Consider the following 21488-nt stretch of genomic DNA (forward strand, 5'->3'; position numbering starts at 1 on the left):
AGGATAGATTGATGGAACGCATTTTTATTGTGGCGGCAAAACGTACCGCCATCGGTGCCTTTTTAGGCACACTCAAAGATGTCCCAACCGGACAACTCGCAGCACACGCGATAAAAGGTGCATTAGCAGAAAGCACACTAAGCGGTGAGGTCATTGACGAAGTTATTGTGGGTAACGTCGTCAGCGCCGGACAAGGAATGGGCATCGGCCGTCAAGCGGCGATCTATGCCGATATCCCTGCACATGTTCCAGCCTACTCGATCAATATGGTCTGTGGCAGTGGCATGAAAAGCATTATGGACGGGGTTACCCATATCCGTGCTGGTGATGCTCAACTGGTAGTCGCTGCCGGGGTAGAGAACATGTCACAAATTCCATTTGCAGCCGCTGGGAATCTGCGTACCGGGCAAAAGATGGGTGACGTTGCCATGAAAGATTTACTCATCAATGACGGCCTCACTGATGTGTACAATCAATATCATATGGGCGTCACCGCAGAAAACGTCGCGAAAGAAGTCGGCATCAGCCGTGAGCAGCAAGACCAGTTCGCCTTGCAAAGCCAACAAAAAGCAGTGGCGGCGATAGAAGCCGGCCGCTTTAAAGATGAAATAACCCCCGTCGACATCAAGCAGCGTAAGCAAACCATAACCTTTAATACCGATGAGTATCCGAAGACAAACGCTACACTCGATGGCCTAAGCAAATTACGACCCGCTTTCGACAAAGAAGGCACGGTAACCGCCGGTAACGCGTCTGGGATTAACGATGGCGCGAGTGCTGTCATCTTGGCGTCGGAATCAGCCGTCAACAAACATGGACTGACCCCGTTGGCAGAAGTGACCGCCTATGCGCAACACGGCGTTGATCCAAGCGTGATGGGTCTAGGGCCTGTCGGCGCGGTCAATACAGCCCTCGATAAAGCAAACCTCTCCCTCGATCAGATAGATTTGTTTGAACTCAACGAGGCGTTTGCCGCACAAGCGCTCGGCGTGATTCATCAATTAGCTGACCACCACAATACATCCCCAGATACCATCTTGGCACGTGCCAATGTTAATGGCGGTGCTATTGCACTGGGTCACCCTCTCGGGGCCTCAGGCAACAGAATTGTGGTGACCTTGCTACACGAGCTAACGCGAAGAGGCGAAACCCACGGCGTCGCTTCTTTGTGCATTGGCGGCGGTATGGGTACAGCTTTGGTTATTAAGCGTACACAAGCATAAACGGACACTTGCGACCTTGGGTAAAACACCCAGAACAACACTATCAGGAGATACACCATGTACACAGATATGTTTAAAGCGTTTTCTGAGCAATCTGAGAAAGCTCTGGCTCCCTATGTAAATTTCAACAAGCTAGTAGCCAAGAATGTCGAGACGCTCACCGAGCTGCAAATGAACGCAATGCGGACTTACAGCTCGTTGGGCCTTGAGCAGATGAAAGCCGCTAGCGAAGTGAAAGATGTCACCAGCATGACGTCTTTTAGCAGCCAGCAACTGGCAGCACTGACCAAGCTCTCTCAGCAAATGATGGATGACAGCACCAAGCTGCAAAACATCGCGAAAGAGTTCAAAGAAGACATCGACAAAATCACGGCTGAAAACATGAAAGCCGGCACCCCAGCGTAAAGGCAGGGTTAGTGCACTATCGCCTGCTACTCACCGTAGCAGGCCTTTATAGTGCTTATCCGATCAAGAGGGCAAGACTATGTTTCATCACTTCTTTTCGGACTACCTTGCCAGGCTGCAAGAACAAAACCAGCAATGGTGGCAGGATCTTGAGCAGGGCAAGGCAGCCGTAGACACACCGTTTAACCAAGCCATGCAGGAAGTTAGCCTGCAAGACACTGCTCAGTTGCTGGAAGGAGCGGCTCAACAGCCCGCTGCGCTTCTACAAGTACAGATGCAGTGGTGGGAACAACAGATGCAAATCTGGCAAAACGCCATGCTCGCCCGTGATAATACGGAAGAGGTGGTTAGCGAAGGTAGTGACGATAAACGTTTCAAGGACAAAGCTTGGCAGGAAGATGTCCTCTATAACTTTATCAAACAGTCCTATCTACTATTTGGACGGACCTACATGGAAACGATCGAAGCCATCGAAGGCCTCGATGATAAAACCCGTGAGCGTTTGTCCTTTTTCTCTCGCCAAGCCATTAATGCCATGGCACCCAGCAACTATATAGCGACCAACCCTGAACTGTTGAAAATGACGTTAGACTCACAAGGCGAGAATTTGCTGCGGGGGATGGAACAGTTAAAACAGGATATGGAGTCAAGCGCAGATATTCTGAAAGTGCGCATGACTAACAATAACGCGTTCCGTGTCGGTGATGATGTCGCGAATACCCCCGGGGACGTTGTTTATAAAAATGAGCTTTTTGAGCTGATTCAATATCGTCCAGTGACCGAAAAGGTCAATGCCACGCCCGTGTTAGTGGTGCCTCCTTTCATCAACAAGTATTACATTCTCGACTTGCGCGAGAAAAACTCACTGGTTCGTTGGTTAGTTGAGCAAGGGCACACGGTGTTCTTGATGTCTTGGCGCAACCCTTCCGCTGAACAGGCTGAGATTGGCTTCGAAGACTATGTCACACAAGGGACAGTCAAAGCAGTCAGTGCCATCGAAGATATTACCGGCCAATCGCAAATAAATGGCGTTGGCTACTGTATTGGCGGAACCGTATTAGCTTGCACTATTGCTTACTATTCCGCCAAACGCATGAAAGCACGCATCAAGTCAGCGAGTTTCTTTACTACTCTACTCGACTTCTCACAACCTGGAGAGATTGGGGCGTACATTAATGATAGCCTGATCCGTGCGATAGAGGCGCAAAATACTGCGCGAGGCTATATGGATGGCCGCTCTTTGAGCGTGACCTTTAGCTTGCTGCGCGAGAATAGTTTGTACTGGAACTATTACATTGAGAATTACCTTAAAGGCAATAGCCCCGTCGACTTTGACTTGCTGTATTGGAACAGTGACAGCACCAACGTCGCTGCGAAAACGCATAACTTTATTTTGCGTGACCTGTACCTTGAAAATAAACTGGTGCAAGACAAAGGCGTGAAAGTGGGTGGCGTCTGGATTGATCTCAACAAGATAAAAGTGCCTAGCTATTTCATCTCAACCAAAGAAGATCATATTGCTCTGTGGCAAGGCACTTATCGTGGTGCATTGAATGTTGGTGGCAATAAAACCTTCGTGTTAGGTGAATCAGGCCATATTGCAGGGATCGTTAACCATCCAGTCAAGAAAAAGTACGGCTTTTGGACCAATGATCATCTTGCTGATACTGCTGACGAATGGCTGGAAGGCGCGTCTCACCACACAGGCTCATGGTGGACACATTGGGAAAAATGGCTACGTAGCTATAGTCCTGAAGAGCAAGTCGACCCTTACTCAATAGGGTCAGACAATTACCCAACCCTTTACGTCGCGCCGGGTGAGTATGTTCGTCAAGTCCTCCCGATAAAATCTGACACAGAACAAAATAAAGCTGATCCAGAGCGAGTCGAAGAAGAAGCTTAACGGTTCTCTCATTCGTGACTCAAAGTGACGCCCTTACTAGTAACAGCTAGGTGGCGTCACTTTTTTATTTTAAGTGCACTATACTCAAATGCATCACAGAGCAACGGCACGGGGGCAACATGGAAAAGACCTGGCACTGGCTGTTATTAGTGCTTTTTTTCATTCCTATAGCTATACAAGCACACACACTTCGCCTCACATCCGGTGAATATGCTCCTTTTATCTCTCAGAGTATTTCTGGTGGAGGCCCCATTACAGAAATTGTCATGCAAACCGCACAAGAAGCCGACTTTGATGTGTCATTGGGCTATTTCCCTTGGCATGAATCGATGAGTCTTGCTCAGCAAGGAAAGTGGGATGGCACCATAGGTTGGGCATATACGCCCGAGCGTGCAGATAATTTTATCTATTCCGACCCTATTTATACCGAAAGTGTCGGCTTTTTCCATCTCACCACGCTTGATTTTGATTGGCAGTTACCGCGTGACCTCGATGGACTATCGATAGGTGTAACAAAAGGCTTTATCGACGTCAAAGCTTTAGAAGAGCTACAAAAGTCCGGTATTGATGTGAAGATTCAAGAGTTTCTCGAAGAGAAAAATAAGATTAATGCCCTGCTCAACCGCCAAATCGATGTGGCACTAGGTAACTTGGATGTACTCAAAAAAGTCATCGCTCAGCATGTTGCTTCCTCGGAGCAACAACGCTTAGTTCACCACCCTCGTCCAATGCGGATCACTCCTTTGTATGTCTTGTTTAGTCGCGCAAACAAGTCAGGTTATGATAATGCCGCCCGCTTTAATAAAGCGCTCCGACAGCTAAAAGCGGATGGTCGGTATCAATCCATTTGGAGCAAGTTTAGAAACACCCTGTACACCGATTAGTCTTGTCCGACACGACGTTGGCATAATGGATACTGGGCAGGTGACGTGATACGCGCTTTCTTGACTCTCAACGTTACTTCATTGTCTGAAGGCGCTTATCGGCCTCTACCAACTTCTGCAATATGCGTGATACCGCCACAAAGCCAAAGCTGGCCGTCACCATGGTCGCGGCGCCAAAGCCACTCGCACAGTCCATCCGTTTCGGACCTTCTGCAGACGATTTACTCTCGCACACACTCCCATCCGGCTGCGGGTATTTGAGCTGCTCGGTCGAGTAAACGCAGTCAATACCGAACTTACGCCCTTGGGTTTTAGTAAAACCATGAAAACGACGAAGGTTGTTACGCAGTTTAGCCGCCAATGGGTCTTGAATGGTTTTGGTCAGATCCGCCACTTGGATCTGAGTCGGATCAATTTGCCCGCCAGCACCGCCAACCGTCAGTACTTTTATCTTGTGTCGCTTACAATAAGCGAGCAAAGCCGTTTTCGGTTTAATGCTATCAATGGCATCCAGCACATAATCAAAGCGCGTATCGATGTATTCGGCAAGATTGTCGGGGGAGATAAAGTCATCTATCACGGTAACTTGGCATTCGGGGTTAATCGCTATAATACGTTCCGCCATCACCTCGCTTTTACTTTGACCGACCGTGTGTTTTAGCGCATGAATTTGACGATTGGTGTTGGTGACACACACATCATCCATATCAATTAATGTGATTGCGCCAATCCCTGTCCGAGCCAGCGATTCCACTGCCCATGATCCCACGCCACCAATACCAATGACACAAATATGGCTCTGGTGAAACACCTCAAGCGCACGGCGTCCATATAAACGAGCCGTACCGCCAAAACGTTGCAGATAGGATTCTGATAGGGAATGTGTCATAACTATAGTCTTCGTTGATCGCGCTGACAGGCGTTATACCGACTTGCTGATGGGATGTCTAGCCGGATCCATATTGAGGGCATCATACAACCAATTGATCACGTGCATAACCGCTGGCGAGCGCTGCTTATACCGCGCGCTGTAAAGATAATAGCCATAGCCGCTGTCGATACTTAACCCCAAGGGGTTCACAATCTGATCGTTTGACAGGGCCGCTGAGGCCATAAAGGTGGGGATTAACGCCATCCCCATCTGTTGTTTTACGCCTTCAAGCGCCATAAAAAAGTGCTCAAAGCCCGCTCCGTATTGCGGATTGCTGTCAGCCAGCCCGAATTGTTGCCAAAATTGCTCCCACAGTGAAGGGCGCGTTAGATGAGATAAAACCGGCACTTCCGATAACAACGCGGCCCGATCCAAAGGTTCTGGCAGCAAGGTCACTGATGCGACAAGCGATAAGTGCTCGTGAATTAAACAAACTCCTTGCGCGCCTGCCTGCTGATGAGGCTGACAGCGGATTAAAATATCCATTTCACTCTCTTTCCCTTGCGGCACATAATCACTGGCACTGACCACCACAGAGATATCAGGGTACTGCGATTTAAACGCTGGGAGCTGAGGAATCAACCAAAGGCTGGCAAACGAAGGCGGCACCAACAAGCTGACTGACTCTTGCCTTGCACTTTGCTGACGCGCTTGCGCCGTGGCATTAGCGATATCATTGACACTGGCCGATATCATATTTAAGTAAGGCTCACCGACTCGGTTTAGTCTTACTCCTCCTGCATGTCGCTCAAAGAGTGGTTTACCAATCCCTTCTTCGAGCCGCTGTATTTGCTTGCTCACCGTACTTTGGCTGACATGCAACACCTTCGCGGCTTCTGAAAAGCTCCCCGTTTGAGCCACCGCAATCAATGTTTGTAGCGAGCGCATCGACGGTAAACGCACATTCATCATCCCATTCCTTTTTTGCATGCCTGGTGAAAATATATCCTTTGTGACGCAGAACACAACCAGCCCATACTGAGATATTAACACCACCACGAGACGCCAGTATGAGTCAGGTATTCCATCGTCACTGCCATCAAACACTGCCCACTGTCGCAAGCGGCCACGGCGTGTACCTCACCGACACACAAGGAAAGCACTACCTTGATGCATGTGGCGGCGCAGCGGTCTCTTGCCTTGGCCACAATCACCCTGCGGTATTGGATGCGATTCGCGCCCAATTAGACACTATTCCCTATGCGCATACTGGCTTTTTTACCTCCGCGACCAGTGAAGCGCTCGCTGATATGCTCACTGGCTTAGCGCCAAGTACGATCAATCATGCCTATCTGGTGAGTGGTGGATCGGAGGCGATGGAAGCGGCACTAAAAATGGCGCGCCAATATTGGGTGGAAGTTGGAGAGCTGCAGCGCCAACACTTTATTGCTCGCCGCCAAAGCTATCATGGCAACACGCTCGGCGCGTTATCCGTGGGTGGTAATGCATGGCGTCGCGCGCCCTTTGCCCCTTTGTTGATGGACACCAGTCTGATCGCGCCCTGTTATGCCTATCGCGATCAACGCGCCGATGAAAGCGCGTATGAATACGGCCTGCGTGTGGCGAACGAGCTTGAAGCCATGCTGCTAGAAAAAGGACCAGAAACCGTGATTGGCTTTATCGCTGAGCCCGTCGTCGGGGCTACAGCCGGTGCATTGACCGCGGAAACAGGCTATTTTACGCGTATTCGTGAAATCTGCGACCAGTACAACATCTTACTGATTCTCGATGAAGTGATGTGCGGTACGGGACGTACTGGGCGCTTTTTCGCATTTGAACATGAAGATATCATTCCGGATATAGTCGCGATAGCCAAAGGGCTAGCGGCGGGCTATCAACCCATTGGGGCAACACTCGCGGCGGATCACATCTATGACGCTATCGCCAGCGGATCAGGTTTTTTCCAACATGGCCATACCTTTATGGCGCACCCCACCGCATGCGCAGCTGCTTTGGCGACGTTAAAAACGCTTAAACAGGATGGTTTGATAGACGCTGCTGCGCAGCAGGGAAAAGCGCTAAAATCTGCGCTGCAAGGTACGTTTTCTTCGCACCCTTTTGTCGGTGACGTTCGTGGCCGTGGGCTATTTTTAGCTCTCGAGCTCGTGGCAGATAAACAAACGAAGCAGCCATTTGCCTCCCAGCGGCCGCTGGCTAAACAAATAAAGCAAACCGCATTCGACAATGGCCTGATGTGCTACCCCATGGGCGGCACCATCGATGGTAAACAAGGCCACCATATTTTATTGGCGCCCCCTTACATCATTGAACAGTCGCACATTGATGAAATCACCGAGAAACTGATGATAACTATCAATACGTGCACATCGCAGTAGGTTGTCAGTGAGAATAGATTGATGAATCAAGATCCAAGGAACGAAGATGATGGAAACTCGCACAATTATGGTCGCCCCTAACGGTGCTCGTCTGCAACCCTCACAGCACAACGCCGTCCCTATTGATACGCCATCACTGATTGACTGCCTGCAAGCCTGCGCCGATGCGGGGGCGACCATGGCACATATTCATGCCCGAGATGAGTCAGGCGCTCACAGTTTGGATCCGGCCCTTAATCGCCACCTTTATCACAACGTTCAAGATGCTGTTGGTGATCGCATGGTCATTCAGCTCACCACGGAAGCAGTGGGTCGCTATCGTCCCTCAGAACAAATCGCGTTAGTGAAAACGGTGGAACCTGAAGCCGTCTCTGTTGCACTTCGAGAGCTTGCACCCGATCCAATCGATACCAAAGAAGCCAGCGCCTTTTTTGCCTGGTTACATCAGCGCGGCATTTATACTCAATTTATTCTTTATCATCCCCAAGACATTGAGCGCTACCGCCAATTGCGTCACTCAGGCGTCATTCCGTCCCGAGGGCATCATTTACTGTTCGTCGCAGGCCGGGATAAAAGCCCACCATTTGGCAACCCAGAAGACATCGTCGCCATGTGGCAAGCGCTTGTTGACAAGTCAAATGTGAGCTGGTCAGCCTGCGCTTTCGGCCACAATGAGATACGCTGCTTAACAACCGCGGCGTTGCTAGGAGGCGATGTACGGGTTGGCTTTGAAAACAATACCCAACGCCTTGATCAAAGCCAGGCAATGGATAACGCATCTCAGATCACAGATTTACGCAACACACTGGAAAAGCTGGGATATTGTACTAAACCTGTACAAGCACTAAGGCAAACCATGACCCAATCGTTTTAACCCAATACTATTGCTTGCAAATATTGTTAAAAGATTGAAAAAATAGCGTGGTGACACTTTTTTGTCATGTTCACATAAAGTGTCATACCCACTTCGAGGGTGCGCCCGGATAGCAACCTCTAACTTAAAAAGGAATCTTAAGCATGAAAGCGATGAAACCTACTCTGATTGCGCTCAGCTTTTCTGCCGCATTAGGAACCGCGGCGACCGCGCAAGCTAATCAGTTTGTGACCATTGGTACTGGCGGTGTGACTGGCGTTTATTACCCAACCGGTGGTGCTATTTGCCGTCTGGTTAACAAAAGCAAAGATGACCACGGTATTCGCTGCTCAGTAGAGAGTACGGGAGGTTCAATCTACAACATTAATACCATTCGTGCTGGCGAGTTAGATATGGGTATCGCTCAGTCTGACTGGCAATACCATGCCTATAAAGGTACCAGCAAGTTTAAAGATCAAGGCGAGTTTAAAGATCTTCGCGCCGTTTTCTCTATTCACCCAGAACCGTTCACCGTGGTAGCACGTGCCGATGCAGACATTACAACCTTTGATGATCTGGAAGGTAAACGCGTTAACATTGGTAACCCAGGATCAGGTCAGCGTGGCACCATCGAAGTACTGATGGATGAAATGGGCTGGGATATGGACAAATTTGGCCAGATCTCAGAGCTAAAAGCAGCTGAACAATCAAAAGCCCTGTGTGACAACAAAATCGATGCCATGGTCTATACCGTGGGTCACCCAAGTGGTGCCATTCAGGAAGCGACTACCGCGTGTGACAGTGTCTTGGTCGAAGTCGCAAACGATGCGGCTAAACAACTTATCGAAGACCGTGACTACTACCGCCAAGCGATCATTCCAGGCGGCATGTACCGTGGCAACGACAATGACGTCACCACCTTTGGTGTGGGTGCAACCTTTGTATCTTCTAACCAAGTACCTGAAGACGTGATCTATAACGTAGTGAAAGCGGTATTTGAAAACTTTGACGACTTCCGTCGTCTGCACCCTGCGTTTGCCAACCTGAAGAAAGAAGAGATGGTAAAAGACGGCCTATCTGCCCCCCTTCACCCAGGTGCTGCGCGCTACTACCGTGAAGCCGGATTGATTGAATAATCAACCCCCGCTTACCAAAAAGCGAGCGTTTAACGCTCGCTTTTTTTATTTCCTCAGGAGTCTCTCCTAACCTTGGCCTTTAGGGCTGGCTCACCACTTGTGGCGCTAAGGCATCTAGCTTCCAAACCCGACCAAAGTGTTTGTAATGGCCGGCTTGCTCGCCTGCTTCACGACCCATGCCATGGTATAAATCCAAGTGATTTTCTTTCACCGCGCCACCGGTATCCAATGCCATTAACAGCTTGAGTACATGCTCGCCCGTCCAATTTCCTTGTTCATCAAGCTGGGGCACTTCGGCAAGCAATACACTTCCCATGGGTAAATAACGTCGATCCGCTGCCACAGACGCCCCCGCTTTCAACGGAATACCTGCCGTGCCACTGACTGGGGCAGCCGCTTTTGGCGTAAAGAAAACATAAGAGGGGTTTTGCTCGAGTAATTCACGCACTTCATCTTTACTGTGGGCAGCCACCCAATCTTGGATCGCTTTCAGCGACATTTTTTCGCGCGGGACTTCCCCGTTCTCAATCAAGACTTTGCCAATGCTGACATACGGGTGACCATTCTTGCCACCGTAAGCAAAGTATTCTAGTTGGTCGTTGTCGCCAAAATGGACAAAGCCACTCCCCTGCACTTCCATAATAAAGTTATCAATCAACGAAGCGCTGTATCCAAGCACTAGCCCTTGTTCTTCAAGCGCACCGGCATAAATTGCGGCCCTATCCGGACAGTCAAACTCACATTCCGGTTTGGCATACACGGGATAACGAAATAAGGCATCCGGTTGGTGACGCATCTCTATCACAGGAGAAAAGTAACCTGTAAACATCACGTTACCAAAGTCATCGCCGCCTCCCATTTGATTCACGCCCAAACCATAGTCAGCAAGCGCTTCAATATCTCCACCAGCGTCTAACCAAGCTTGTAGACGTTGATAGACAGCCTGATGTTTGGCTACCAAGGAGGGCGACTTAACCTCGACTTCAGCAAGCTGATCCTGAAATAAACTGAAATCGCGCGGGCTCTCCGATACCACCTGAGGAACTGGCGTTAAAATGCGTTCAAAACGCCCATCCTGATACTGCTGCCCTCGATCGGTTGGACGGACACAACCCGCCAGTGCTAACACACACCCTACTACTGCTAACGCTTTAATCACACCCGTTCCCAATCAATTGATTTATAGCGCTAAGGCTCGCAAAAAGCAGTGAGCTTGGCAATCACTTCTCGTTCTCAAGTTGTAACTGTCTGCAAAACAATACAGAAATATTGTGATGCTATTCAGATTATCTCAGCCAGGGGGGCGGTGTTCATCAAAGTGTCATATAATTATTATGTACTGTCCTTGCAACAAAACTGCATAGAAAGTGCAACATAAAGGAGTAAAGCTGTGATGGATTTAAAAGTTGGTCGTTCAACGCTACTTGATAGCGATGCAGTGGAATACCAGTGGATTCGCATGATGGCCAGTGAAGGATGCACCCGCCATGTTATCAATACCAGTATCCAACGCTGCCTAGGTGGCGATCCAGAAACCGCAGATTTACTACGACGCATCGCCACCAAGCAATGTTCGGTTAATGAATTATTATCGACTCTTGAATCGTAAAAGTACTAGTCCAGTATGCTATACGCCCTGAAACGCAAAATATAAACGCCAAGTAGGATATGTCACGCATCTAGAATATGGTGCCTGGCATCAGTCAGCTTTAATGAAAAAAGAGGTGTAATGGGCCGGCGATAAGCGTTCTAGGGTGCTTTTGTTTTCAATCCGATAAACATAATTCTGAGAACCAATCGAGTAACGAAACTGATCTCCATCAAACTGGTACTCGGTTGTAATTTGGCTGCCATTTGTATAGACGCCATCAGGTCGGATCTCAAACCGATCAGCCGCATATGGCGCGACATCTTTTTCAACCCACTCACCATATAAATCAGACAGGCCAACATCGGGGGCAAATATTGCTGGCTGGGTCGCCACTAAAAAGCCCGTACCACCAAATAGGATAAATAAGAGTAAAAGAACAACTTGTTTCGTTTTTCGCACGCGTTTACCCCTCAATGCATTTTTAGCACAGTTTAACTGACCCATTACTTTACTTTAGACGCTGAGAGCCAGATTGTGATCTCACTTCCGTAACCCACCCGTTGAAGGCAAGCCAGTACTCGCCCTTCTAGCGAAGTCTCTGGCACCGTGAAAGACTTGACATAAACAGCAAAAAAAGCATAAAAAGGCATGATTAATGAATAATTAAACGGACATGCACGTGAAGATAAGAAGTACCGCCCTGGTTAAAGGATTTCGCCAATCGGCGCCGTATGTCAATGCTCACCGAGATAAAACCGCGGTGATCATGCTTGGCGGCGAGGCAATGGCGGATGAGAACTTTCAAAATATCGTCAATGATATCGCGCTACTCAATAGCCTAGGCATGAAACTGGTATTGGTCTTCGGCGCCCGTCCACAGATTAATCGCGCTCTCAATCAGTACGGACTGGAAACGCCTTATCACAAAGCAATACGCATCACCGACAGCCACGCGCTTGAAGTAGTCAAACAAGCCGCCGGCCAAGTGCAGCTCGACATCACGGCGCGTTTATCCATGGGGCTCAACAACACCCCAATGGCGGGCGCCCAGATTAATGTGATCAGTGGCAATTTTGTTATTGCTCAACCGTTGGGCGTCGATGAAGGGATTGATTATTGTCATAGTGGCAAAATTCGCCGCATCGATATTGATGGTATTCAGCGACAATTGGATCAAAACGCGATCGTGCTGATGGGGCCGGTAGCCAGTTCAGTGACAGGGGAATGCTTTAATCTCACCTCCGAAGAAGTGGCGACTCAGGTCGCGATTCGGTTACGCGCAGACAAGTTGATTGGCTTTTGTTCCGAGCAAGGGGTGCTGAACCAAGATAATGAAGTGATTTCTGAGTTACTCCCTACCCAAGCCCTTCCGCTCTTAGAAGCCAGAGAAGCTGCTGGCGATACTGGCTCTGGCACCAGTCGCTTTTTACGGGGCGCGATTGCTGCGTGTCGCGCGGGCGTTACGCGTAGCCATTTGATCAGCTATAAAAAAGACGGGGCCTTGATCCAAGAGTTGTTCTCGATTGAGGGGATCGGCACCCAGATCGTGATGGAGCGTGCCGAAAAAGTGCGCCAAGCCCAAATTGACGATATCGGTGGGATCTTGGATTTGATCCGGCCTTTGGAGCAACAAGGGATCCTGGTGCGCCGCTCACGAGAACAATTGGAGCAGGAAATCCCACGCTTTACCATCATCGAACGGGACGGGTTAGTGATAGGCTGTGCGGCGCTCTACCCATTTAGTGACGCGCGCACCGGCGAGATGGCATGCGTCGCCATTCATCCGGACTATCGTGATGGCGACCGCGGCGTCATGCTGCTCAATCACCTCAAACAACGCGCCAAAGCCAAAGGGCTCGAAACCATTTTTGTGCTCACCACCCACAGTCTACATTGGTTTTTGGAACAAGGTTTTTTGCTCTCCGATGTGTCAGCGCTCCCTAACACCCGTCAAGAGCTATACAACTATCAGCGCCGCTCTAAGGTACTGACCCTATCGCTTTAACTGGCTTCGCTACTATAAAGGCGCCAACAAAGCATCTGGCAAGCCGCTATAACGAGCGGTGCGTGCGCCCACACCGTGACGTAATACCGGCCAAGACGCGTAGAGATCAAGCTGGCGCTTCGCCCGCGTAATGCCGGTGTAAATCAGCTCGCGAGTGATCACCGGTGAAATCGTAGGCGGACACACCAGCACTGTGTGCGCAAACTCCGAACCTTGTGATTTATGCACCGTCATCGCAAACGCGGTTTGATGGGCGGGCAGGCGGCTGGCAAGCAAATAGCGCACTTCGCTATCGTGGGTTTCAAACGCCACCCGCGTGATCCCCTCATGCTGCACCGCAATCCCAATATCACCGTTATACAACCCTAGGGCATGGTCGTTTTGCAAAATCATGATCGGCCGACCGTGATACCAGGTATCTCGCTCTTTAGCGATCAACCCTGCGGACGCTAAATGCTGCTCAATGGCTTGGTTGAGGCCAGCGACGCCAAACGGACCTTCAGTCAATGCGCATAACAATCGAAATTGGCTAAAGGCACTCAGCACATCCACCATTGATGACGGGGTTTCGAGCGTCGCATTATCGAGTGTCGTTAAGTAATCGCGATATCCTGCCACCGCTTGTTGCATCAGGGTCTGATAGCTGTCATCACTCAGCACATGGTGGGTAATATCGCCATAGCCGCGTTTTAACACCGCCCCCACCTCAGCCATTTCTCCTCGGTTCACCGCAAAGGCAAGCTGACCAATGCCGGATTGGGCATCAAAACGATAACTTTTGCGCAGCAGGCAAAGGGCACTGGCAATCGCTGGCGCGTGCGGGTTGTCTGGTACGTCAAAGCCTGTCAGTTGGCTTAAACGCGCTGCTTGCGCCGCTGGATAGCCCGCCTCGGCGTACTGACAAATATCGCCTAACACCGCCCCTGCTTCCACAGAGGCAAGCTGATCTTTATCCCCCAGCAAAATAATGCGTGTTGAGGGCGCCAAGGCATCGAACAGCTGCGCCATCAAAGGCAAGTCCACCATTGAGGCTTCATCGACAATCAACACATCCGCATGCACGGGATTATTTTTATGATGGCGAAACGCTACTCGCTGCGGAATCGCCCCTAATAATCGGTGAATGGTACTGGCTTGGGTCGGCAGCGCCGCTTTCACGTCATGATCAACAGGCAAGGCGGCAATCGCCCGTCCCAGTGATTCGGTCAATCGGTTGGCCGCTTTACCGGTCGGGGCGACCAATTTGATAGTGAGCGCTGCAGACGTTGTACGCTCGGCGTGGTGCGACGCCATCAGCGCCGCCAACAAACGGGCGACGGTGGTGGTTTTACCCGTGCCCGGGCCCCCTGAAATCACCGCAAAAGGCTGGGTCAACGCGGTGGCTGCCGCCACTTTTTGCCAATCAATCTCCGCCTGTGAGGCGGCAAATAAGCTATCCAGGGTTTGTCTGGCCTCATCCGGTACCGATAGCGCCGTGAGACGCTGGCGAATATGTCCCGCCACTTGCTGCTCTGCATGCCAGTAGCGATGTAAATACAGTCGGTGTCCGGCAAGCACCAAGGGCGTTGACTGCATCCCATCGGATACGACTGAGGCCTGCGCCAATTGCTCGCTTGGCGCTTGGCTATCAATATGTTCCAGCAAGGGCTGCCACGCGACATCAACGGGTGGCTGCCACTGGCGCAAGTCAAGGCAGACATGGCCTTTCCCCACTTCGCGACTCAACAGTGCCGCCCATACTGTGATAGCCGCCTTATCTAATTGGGTTTCTTCTTCGCCCATCAAACAAGCAAATTGCACATCAATCGCTCGCAATTCCCCACGCTGGTAAAGCGCCATTAATGCTTGCTTCATACCGACTCTCCAGCAAAGAGGTTGTCCAAGGCGTCAATCAGCGCCTTATCGGGACGGTGCGCGAATACGCCGGTCTCGCCGCTATCGCTGGCGCCCCGTAAAAAGAAATAAAACACGCCCCCCACATGGGTGTCGTAGTCATAATCTGGGATCCGCTGTCGCAAAAAGCGGTGCAACGCCAAGGTATAGATCTGGTACTGAAAGTCGTATCGGTGTGCGATCATCGCCTCTTTGAGCGCCTCAGGATGGTAATCGGCCACGCTATCCCCCAAATGGTTCGACTTCCAATCCAGCACGTAATACTTACCATCGGCGCGGAAGGTTAAATCGATAAAGCCTTTTAGCATCCCGCGCGCCGTGTCAAAGGTGAGCTGGCCAGCACGCGCTGATAGCGCATCGTATCGCGCGGCGAGTCGGTTCAATCGCTGGCAGTCTAGTGCGGCCAAAGGCATCACGAACTCCATCTCCGTTAATCGACTGGTATTATCAATATGGTTGAGCATCAACCCGTGCTCATTGAGCGGGTGTTTCAATACCTGTGTCATCCACTGCTGCAATATCGGGCACCACTGTGGGTCATAGTTTTCCAAGCTAAGATGATGGGTAATAAGCTCAGCGATTTCTTCACTCATCAAATCGGCGGTAAAGTCCACCTCTTCAAATAAGGTATGTAAAAAGGTACCGGCTCGCGCCCCTTTGGGAAACGCAAAAACCGACCAAGGATCCACCGCCACATCCGCCGTCTCCTCGTCAGCGAGATCATCGTCCGCGTCCAAGTCATAACTGGCCAATGTTGGCAAGGCACTGATGTGATGGCTTTGTTTTAGCAGCCCTGAGTAACTGGTTAAGCGCCACTGACGGTCAATCTTGCCGTCGAAGTGACGCGCGCTTAGCGCCTCGTGGGAGCCTGTTTGAGGGGCATAACGGCTATCATCCGGCTCAGGCGGGGCGACCACAGCCACCGCATCGCTCGCGCTTGCTAATCCAGCCAAACTCTCGGCCAGCAGGCTAGCATCACCGGCTTCTCCATGCTGGATCAAATACCCAAGGGCCGTTAGGTGCAAGGCCGAGTCTTTTTGCCGACTGTTACCTTGTTTAAGGGGCGCACAGCCAATAAAACACCCATACACGGCACGGGTCACCGCCACGTACAGCAAGCGGATATCTTCAGCCAGCCGCTCTTTTTCAGCGCGCTCTTTGCCTTCATCGACATTATCCAGCGCCAGCACCGGCTGATACTGTTCATCGTGATAAAACGGTTGGCTGCTTTCGCGATACTGACAAGCAAACGGCAAGTAAACCAGATCGTATTCCAAGCCTTTCGATTTATGGATGGTGACGATTTGCACCAAATCACGCTCCGACTCCAACCGCACCTGCTGCTCTTCCGATTGTTGAACCGGCTCGGCCATTCGCTCTTGTAGCCAGCGGATCAGCGCGTGTGGGTTGTCCAATTGCTGGCTGGCACTTTGCAGCAACTCCGCGATATGCAAAAAGTCGGTCACACAGCGCTCGCCTTGCGGCATCGCCAACCAGTTTTCTGCCACTTGGCGGGCACTGGCGACTTGGCGAAGCATCGGCATCACCCCACGGCGCTGCCAAGTGTCACGGTAATGGCTAAAGGCCACCACCTCTTGCTCCCACAAGGCTTCGTCTTGATTGAGTAACGCCAGCTTCTCGGCGGTCAAGCCAAATAAGGGGCTGGCTAGTGCCGCTCGCAACTTACGCTCGTTTTCAGGCTGCATCACCGCCACTAAGATGCGCTCAATATCACTGGCGACAGGGCTGGCGAACACATTATCACGGTTAGAAAGATAGACAGACGCCACGCCTTTTTCGGCCAGCGCTTGCTTGACCAGCTGTGCCTCGCGTCCGGTGCGCACCAACACAGCGATATTGTGCGGCTGAATTTCGGCTTGGCCGGAAGGAGTTTGTAGATAACTATTGCCCGCCACCGATTGATTGAGTACCTGAGTGATATGCTGTGCGGTACTCACCGCTAAGGTCTGTTCAAAATCTTGCTTGGCACACAATTCATCCGGGCTGTGATGCCAAAAGGTGAGCGCGGGCTGCTCGTTTCCCTCCACCACCAGCGCTTTTTGTTTGGCGCTAGGCGAAGAGGCCACCGCTAAAAAGGGAATGCTGTCTTGATAAACGAACGGCGCCTTAGCACGTGAGAACAAGGCATTGACCCCGCGCACCATACCATCTGTCGAGCGCCAGTTAGTAGCAAGGTTGTAGTGATCACTCACCTGCGCACGGGCATGAATATAGGTGAAGATGTCGGCACCACGGAAGGCATAAATCGCCTGCTTAGGGTCGCCAATCATCATTAAACCGGTGCACTCACCCCCTTCTTCTTGCTCTTCGAATACAGGGGCATCGTCCGCCACTGGCGGCTGATAGACAGTGCTAAAAATCTGATATTGCAGTGGGTCGGTGTCTTGGAATTCATCAATCATTGCCACCGGATATAAGCTGCGAATACGCGCAGCCAACTGGCCTTGGCTATCTTGGTCAAGTGCGCTGGCAAGTTGAGAAAGGAGATCGTCAAACGAGAGCCACCCTTGGCGGCGTTTTTCTTGGCGGAGCAGCTGCCGCACGTCTTTAATCGCCAGTGCGGTTAATCCCGGCTTTAACGTCGGCGGCTGATCAACCAATGCCTGAATGTGATCAAATAGCGCCAGACTCGGTGGCTCGGCTTTGCTCTTGGCCGCTAATGTCTGTTGGGCGAATTTTTCTAATTTGTCGGGTAATTGGTAATCAAGCGTCTCGGCATTAGCCCATTGTTCCATCGCATTAAGCCAATTCGCCAGATGATCTTTACGATAACTGCGGCCATCGAGCTTGGCGGCGCTGAGCTGGTCGGTGATCTGCTCCCCGGCCTCGCGCCATGCGCGCTTCACCGCATCAATCTTGGCAATCGCCGCTTGGTGTGCCGCCATGAGATCTTCGCCGAGATCAGGCGCCTTAACCGTGACAGCCGGCCCGGATAAATAGGGCGCAATCTCTTTTAATAAGGCCTCTGGTGCGGGCCAGTAGCTGCTCACCACACCGGCTAACGATTTTGGCAGCGGATAAAAACGACGACGCCAAAAATCGGCCGCCGCGCGCGCTTTAATTTGTCGCTCGTCGGTGACAAATTCATGACTGAAGAGGCTGCCCGATTCAAACGCATTTTGGGTCAGCATCCGCTGACAAAAACCGTGAATGGTATAGATAGCCGCTTCGTCCATCTGACGCTCGGCCTCTAACAGTCGCTGCGCCGCGGTTTTATGATCGCTAATCTCTGCTAGTAAAGGGCCAATGATAGGATCGTCACTCTCCCCGCGCATAAAGGCAAAACGTGCCTCATGGATACGACGCCGAATACGGTCTTTTAGCTCTTGGGTTGCCGCTTCGGTGAAGGTCACCACCAGTATTTGCTCGACCCGACACGGCGCTGCGCGGCCATGCCCAAGCAACAATCGCAGGTACAAGCCAGCAATGGTAAATGTCTTGCCGGTGCCAGCGGAGGCTTCGATTAATCGGACGCCATCAAGTGGCAAGGTGAGCGGGTTGAGGATCTGCGGTTCCATATCATTATTTCATCGCCTAGTCTGCTCGCTATTGTAGCAACCCCTTGGGGTAAAACATATTCCAACGAAGCTAACCAAGCGGAGCCCACTAACGTTACGATCAAAAAAGGCCAGCATGGCTGGCCTTGGTTCGTTTATTGAGACTCAACGCTTACGACTGAAGCCACACTGGGTTGGTCCATGCCGTGCTGCCGTCTTTGTCTTCCACTTCTAGGTTGATCCAACCTTCTGCATCCGCAGGGATTGGCAGTGACAGCTCAAGACGCTGGGTGCTCTCTTCCGGGTTTATGGTGACGCTGTTTAGCACCTCACCACCTTGACCGATTAAGCGCACTTCTTTGAGGCCGTCAGCGGCGACGACGTTAATATCCCATTTATCACCTGCCTTGGCGCTTTCACCAAACATGATGTTTTGTGGGTATAGAATTGGCCCCTGCGTGGCATAGCCGTGACCGGCTTTTAACGCTTTAGCAAAGGCGAGAGGCGTTAGCTCACCATCAACATTGGCCATCATACGAATACGACCGGTTAGCTGATTCCACGCATCATGAGTATCGGTACCCGCAGTCAGGTACATGGCTTCGCCGCTATCCCACATATCATGTGCTTTTTTCAGGGTCGGCTCGTTATCAACACGTGCGTTGAGCTCCATCAGGTCGAAACGATCGGTCTCGCCGCCTGGTACCGCATCTTTAGCGATGTTGGTGAAGTAACCATAATCGTTATATGGGTGGTTCATTGGCACCACTTCTGCGCCCATCTCATGCGCAGCATCAATCAAGGTGTGCACGTCATCAGTACCCGGATCGACCGTCAGCGCCGCGCCATTATCGATGGGGAACGGGTTCATGTGACCCCACGATGGCGAAATCTCAATCGATGGAATGAAAGGCACACCACGTTTTGCTGATAGGTCAGCAAACACTTTGTGATTAATGGTGGAGTCATGATCACTGATAAAGGTCAGATCCAAGTCAGTTGCCAACTGAGCACGCACCACGATTTCTGGAGGTGTTACTCCTTCCAGCACATTGCCGTGGTGGTGCAAGTCAGCGCCATACCAATGGTTACGGTTCGGGAAAGTCACCTGAGGCACTTTCACCACTTGTTGGTTGGTTTTGCCCGATTCGAGCGTCACGTCCAAGGTTTGTGATTCGGCGGTAAAGCCCGCACCGGCGTTAATGCCCAGCTTGTATTCACCCGGTGCCAGTTTTAGCTCAGCATGGCCTGCTGGCAGCAAATCAGTGAAGAAGGTGCGTTTACCCAAAAATTCAACCGGTGGCGCTTGGCCTTCGATGATGGTGACACGCGCATCTTTGGCCACACCAGAGGCCGCTTCTTCAACGTTAAGCGCAAGCGTCGCTGGGCTTTTCAGCGATGTGAAGTCCAATGTTTGCTCACTATCAGCACCCACGGTAATAGATTGCAGCTGGCTGTTCGCATGTCCTGTTGCCGTGCCATACACTTGGTACTTGCCTTCTGGCAATGCCATGTTGTATTGACCATCTTTGGCAAGCGTCCACGCATAAGGGTGACCGTCTTTTTCAATCATCACAATCGCATCTGCAGGGACATTGCCATTGTCAGCAAGAAGTTGGCCTTGAATCGTGCCCGTTGCTTCGCCATGACGCTCAGCTTCTGCTTTAACAATCGGTGCCATATCACCATTAGGAACAACTTGCAGCTGGGATTCGAAGGTACGGCTTTCACCGGCTTTGAGCGTGTGACCCAGATACATATCGCGGCCATTATACTTAATGCGATCAAAGTCAGGCGCATGCAGTGCAAAGGCCCAATCCCGGTCATACGCGACCATGCGATCCGCGAGGGCATTATCCGCCATCGCTTCTTCATTGCCTTCAAGACCCGGGACCGCGAACTGATAGCCCGTATCCGGCCAAATCGTGTGGCCAGATTCCAGCTCAAGATCGTCTTCGCCTTGGTTGGTCATCACGGTTTTGAGCCCGATCGCGTCAGAGCCAGCTTCCAGCGTGTACCAAGTGGTAATGTCGACCTTGTCAAAGTTACGGCTCACTTTGATCACCGCTTTTTCATCGCTATCTTCGACAATATCAATCGACTTGCGATCGTTCGGCCAAGCCGACCAACTGTTGGGGATGAAATCTGCAAAAGCGACTCGGTCTAGATCAATTTTGCCATTTTTCACCGCCGCGAGATCCACTAAGGTGCCACGTGGCACACCCCACGGTGGCGCAGACTCAACTGCCAATGCGAACGCGACATACTCGTTTTTTACCGTGATGTCTTGGGCATGCGTTGCCTCACCATCTGGGATTGCAGTCTTACCTTGAGTAATGCTGACGTCGGCGTGCGCTGACGCACCTAACAATAGGCCAGACACTAAAGTCGCCACTGCGCTTTTTGAGAATTTATGCATGAAGGCACATCCTTTTTTTCATGGTTTGTTATATGAATTTTCGATGACATTGTGCGTTAAGTTAATTACACGTTCAAATAAAAAACAGAATAAAGCCCCCTATAAACAACACAAAAACGATGCCCTCTAACCATTATTTTAAATATAAGAGTTTAATTTTAATTAAAATTAAAACACAACCCTGCATTAAAATGATCGTTTAAAAAATATTTAGACCCCAAATAGATTGAACCCTAACGAGCAGCAAAATGTGCAATGTTTAACCAACACGATGATAACAAACATGACAAAAAGGATGGTTGTATCGACGAACCACCCATTTTCTCTATCCTAGTATCCAACCTCTTTAAATGAATAAAAACTTAGAAATAAAGAATAAAAATAGCTAAAG

At 50.7% G+C, this 21488-nt stretch carries 16 protein-coding genes; 9 read left to right on the forward strand and 7 right to left on the reverse strand.

The annotated features are described in order from the left end of the window. The first annotated feature begins 11 nt into the window (after positions 1-11). The 4 genes from BUQ98_RS08185 (at position 12) to BUQ98_RS08200 (ending at position 4415) form a co-directional block, all read left to right on the forward strand. Complete coding sequence (locus BUQ98_RS08185) at positions 12-1223, forward strand: acetyl-CoA C-acetyltransferase (protein ID WP_074213309.1); 1212 nt, start codon at positions 12-14, stop codon at positions 1221-1223. Positions 1224-1280: 57 nt separating this feature from the next. Continuing rightward, positions 1281-1628 (forward strand): phasin family protein, encoded by a 348-nt coding sequence (locus tag BUQ98_RS08190; protein WP_021022030.1) that lies wholly within the window; start codon positions 1281-1283, stop codon positions 1626-1628. A 79-nt stretch (positions 1629-1707) separates the two neighbouring features. Next, the gene (gene phaC, locus BUQ98_RS08195) at positions 1708-3531 is read left to right on the forward strand and encodes a class I poly(R)-hydroxyalkanoic acid synthase (RefSeq protein ID WP_074213310.1); all 1824 of its coding nucleotides are present in this window, start codon (positions 1708-1710) and stop codon (positions 3529-3531) included. A gap of 119 nt (positions 3532-3650) precedes the next feature. Further along, complete coding sequence (locus BUQ98_RS08200) at positions 3651-4415, forward strand: substrate-binding periplasmic protein (protein ID WP_074213311.1); 765 nt, start codon at positions 3651-3653, stop codon at positions 4413-4415. Between the two features lie 73 nt (positions 4416-4488). Here BUQ98_RS08200 and tcdA read toward each other — a convergent pair whose 3' ends face one another. Together tcdA and BUQ98_RS08210 are read right to left on the reverse strand one after the other, a co-directional pair. Next, positions 4489-5304, reverse strand: a complete 816-nt coding sequence (gene tcdA, locus BUQ98_RS08205) for a tRNA cyclic N6-threonylcarbamoyladenosine(37) synthase TcdA (protein WP_074213312.1) — start codon at positions 5302-5304, stop codon at positions 4489-4491. A 33-nt stretch (positions 5305-5337) separates the two neighbouring features. Next, complete coding sequence (locus BUQ98_RS08210) at positions 5338-6258, reverse strand: LysR family transcriptional regulator (protein ID WP_175566297.1); 921 nt, start codon at positions 6256-6258, stop codon at positions 5338-5340. Between the two features lie 98 nt (positions 6259-6356). Here BUQ98_RS08210 and BUQ98_RS08215 point away from each other — a divergent pair, with 98 nt between their 5' ends. From BUQ98_RS08215 to BUQ98_RS08225, 3 genes are all read left to right on the forward strand, one after another. Further along, on the forward strand, positions 6357-7682 hold the full coding sequence (locus tag BUQ98_RS08215) for an aspartate aminotransferase family protein (RefSeq protein ID WP_074213314.1): 1326 nt from the start codon (positions 6357-6359) through the stop codon (positions 7680-7682). Positions 7683-7728: 46 nt separating this feature from the next. Then, the gene (locus BUQ98_RS08220) at positions 7729-8556 is read left to right on the forward strand and encodes a beta-keto acid cleavage family enzyme (protein ID WP_074213315.1); all 828 of its coding nucleotides are present in this window, start codon (positions 7729-7731) and stop codon (positions 8554-8556) included. Between the two features lie 143 nt (positions 8557-8699). Further along, on the forward strand, positions 8700-9671 hold the full coding sequence (locus BUQ98_RS08225; RefSeq protein ID WP_074213316.1) for a TAXI family TRAP transporter solute-binding subunit: 972 nt from the start codon (positions 8700-8702) through the stop codon (positions 9669-9671). A gap of 79 nt (positions 9672-9750) precedes the next feature. On the opposite strand, the gene mltA is transcribed toward BUQ98_RS08225, so the two are convergent. Further along, on the reverse strand, positions 9751-10830 hold the full coding sequence (mltA, locus tag BUQ98_RS08230) for a murein transglycosylase A (protein ID WP_074213317.1): 1080 nt from the start codon (positions 10828-10830) through the stop codon (positions 9751-9753). A gap of 234 nt (positions 10831-11064) precedes the next feature. Here mltA and BUQ98_RS08235 point away from each other — a divergent pair, with 234 nt between their 5' ends. Next, entirely contained in the window at positions 11065-11280 is a 216-nt protein-coding gene (locus tag BUQ98_RS08235; protein ID WP_074213318.1) for a hypothetical protein, read from the forward strand. 90 nt (positions 11281-11370) lie between these two features. Here BUQ98_RS08235 and BUQ98_RS08240 read toward each other — a convergent pair whose 3' ends face one another. Continuing rightward, a complete protein-coding gene (locus tag BUQ98_RS08240) occupies positions 11371-11721 on the reverse strand; it encodes a DUF2850 domain-containing protein (protein WP_175566298.1) in 351 nt (116 codons plus the stop codon). 214 nt (positions 11722-11935) lie between these two features. On the opposite strand from BUQ98_RS08240, the gene argA reads away from it, so the two are divergent. After that, positions 11936-13267: an amino-acid N-acetyltransferase gene (gene argA, locus BUQ98_RS08245; protein WP_074213320.1), complete on the forward strand. Its 1332-nt coding sequence runs from the start codon at positions 11936-11938 to the stop codon at positions 13265-13267. Between the two features lie 12 nt (positions 13268-13279). Here the strand turns inward: argA and recD are convergent, their stop codons facing one another. The 3 genes from recD to BUQ98_RS08260 form a co-directional block, all read right to left on the reverse strand. Continuing rightward, positions 13280-15121: an exodeoxyribonuclease V subunit alpha gene (gene recD, locus BUQ98_RS08250; RefSeq protein WP_074213321.1), complete on the reverse strand. Its 1842-nt coding sequence runs from the start codon at positions 15119-15121 to the stop codon at positions 13280-13282. Further along, complete coding sequence (gene recB, locus BUQ98_RS08255; protein WP_074213322.1) at positions 15118-18699, reverse strand: exodeoxyribonuclease V subunit beta; 3582 nt, start codon at positions 18697-18699, stop codon at positions 15118-15120. The genes recD and recB overlap by 4 nt, the downstream gene beginning before the upstream one ends. Before the next feature lie 151 nt (positions 18700-18850). Next, positions 18851-21097 carry a CehA/McbA family metallohydrolase gene (locus tag BUQ98_RS08260; RefSeq protein ID WP_074213323.1) on the reverse strand — a complete coding sequence of 749 codons (2247 nt, stop codon included), beginning with the start codon at positions 21095-21097 and terminating at the stop codon, positions 18851-18853. Between the last annotated feature and the right edge of the window lie 391 nt (positions 21098-21488).

It is taken from the genome of Salinivibrio sp. ES.052 (genome assembly GCF_900141775.1).
Taxonomy (GTDB): domain Bacteria; phylum Pseudomonadota; class Gammaproteobacteria; order Enterobacterales; family Vibrionaceae; genus Salinivibrio.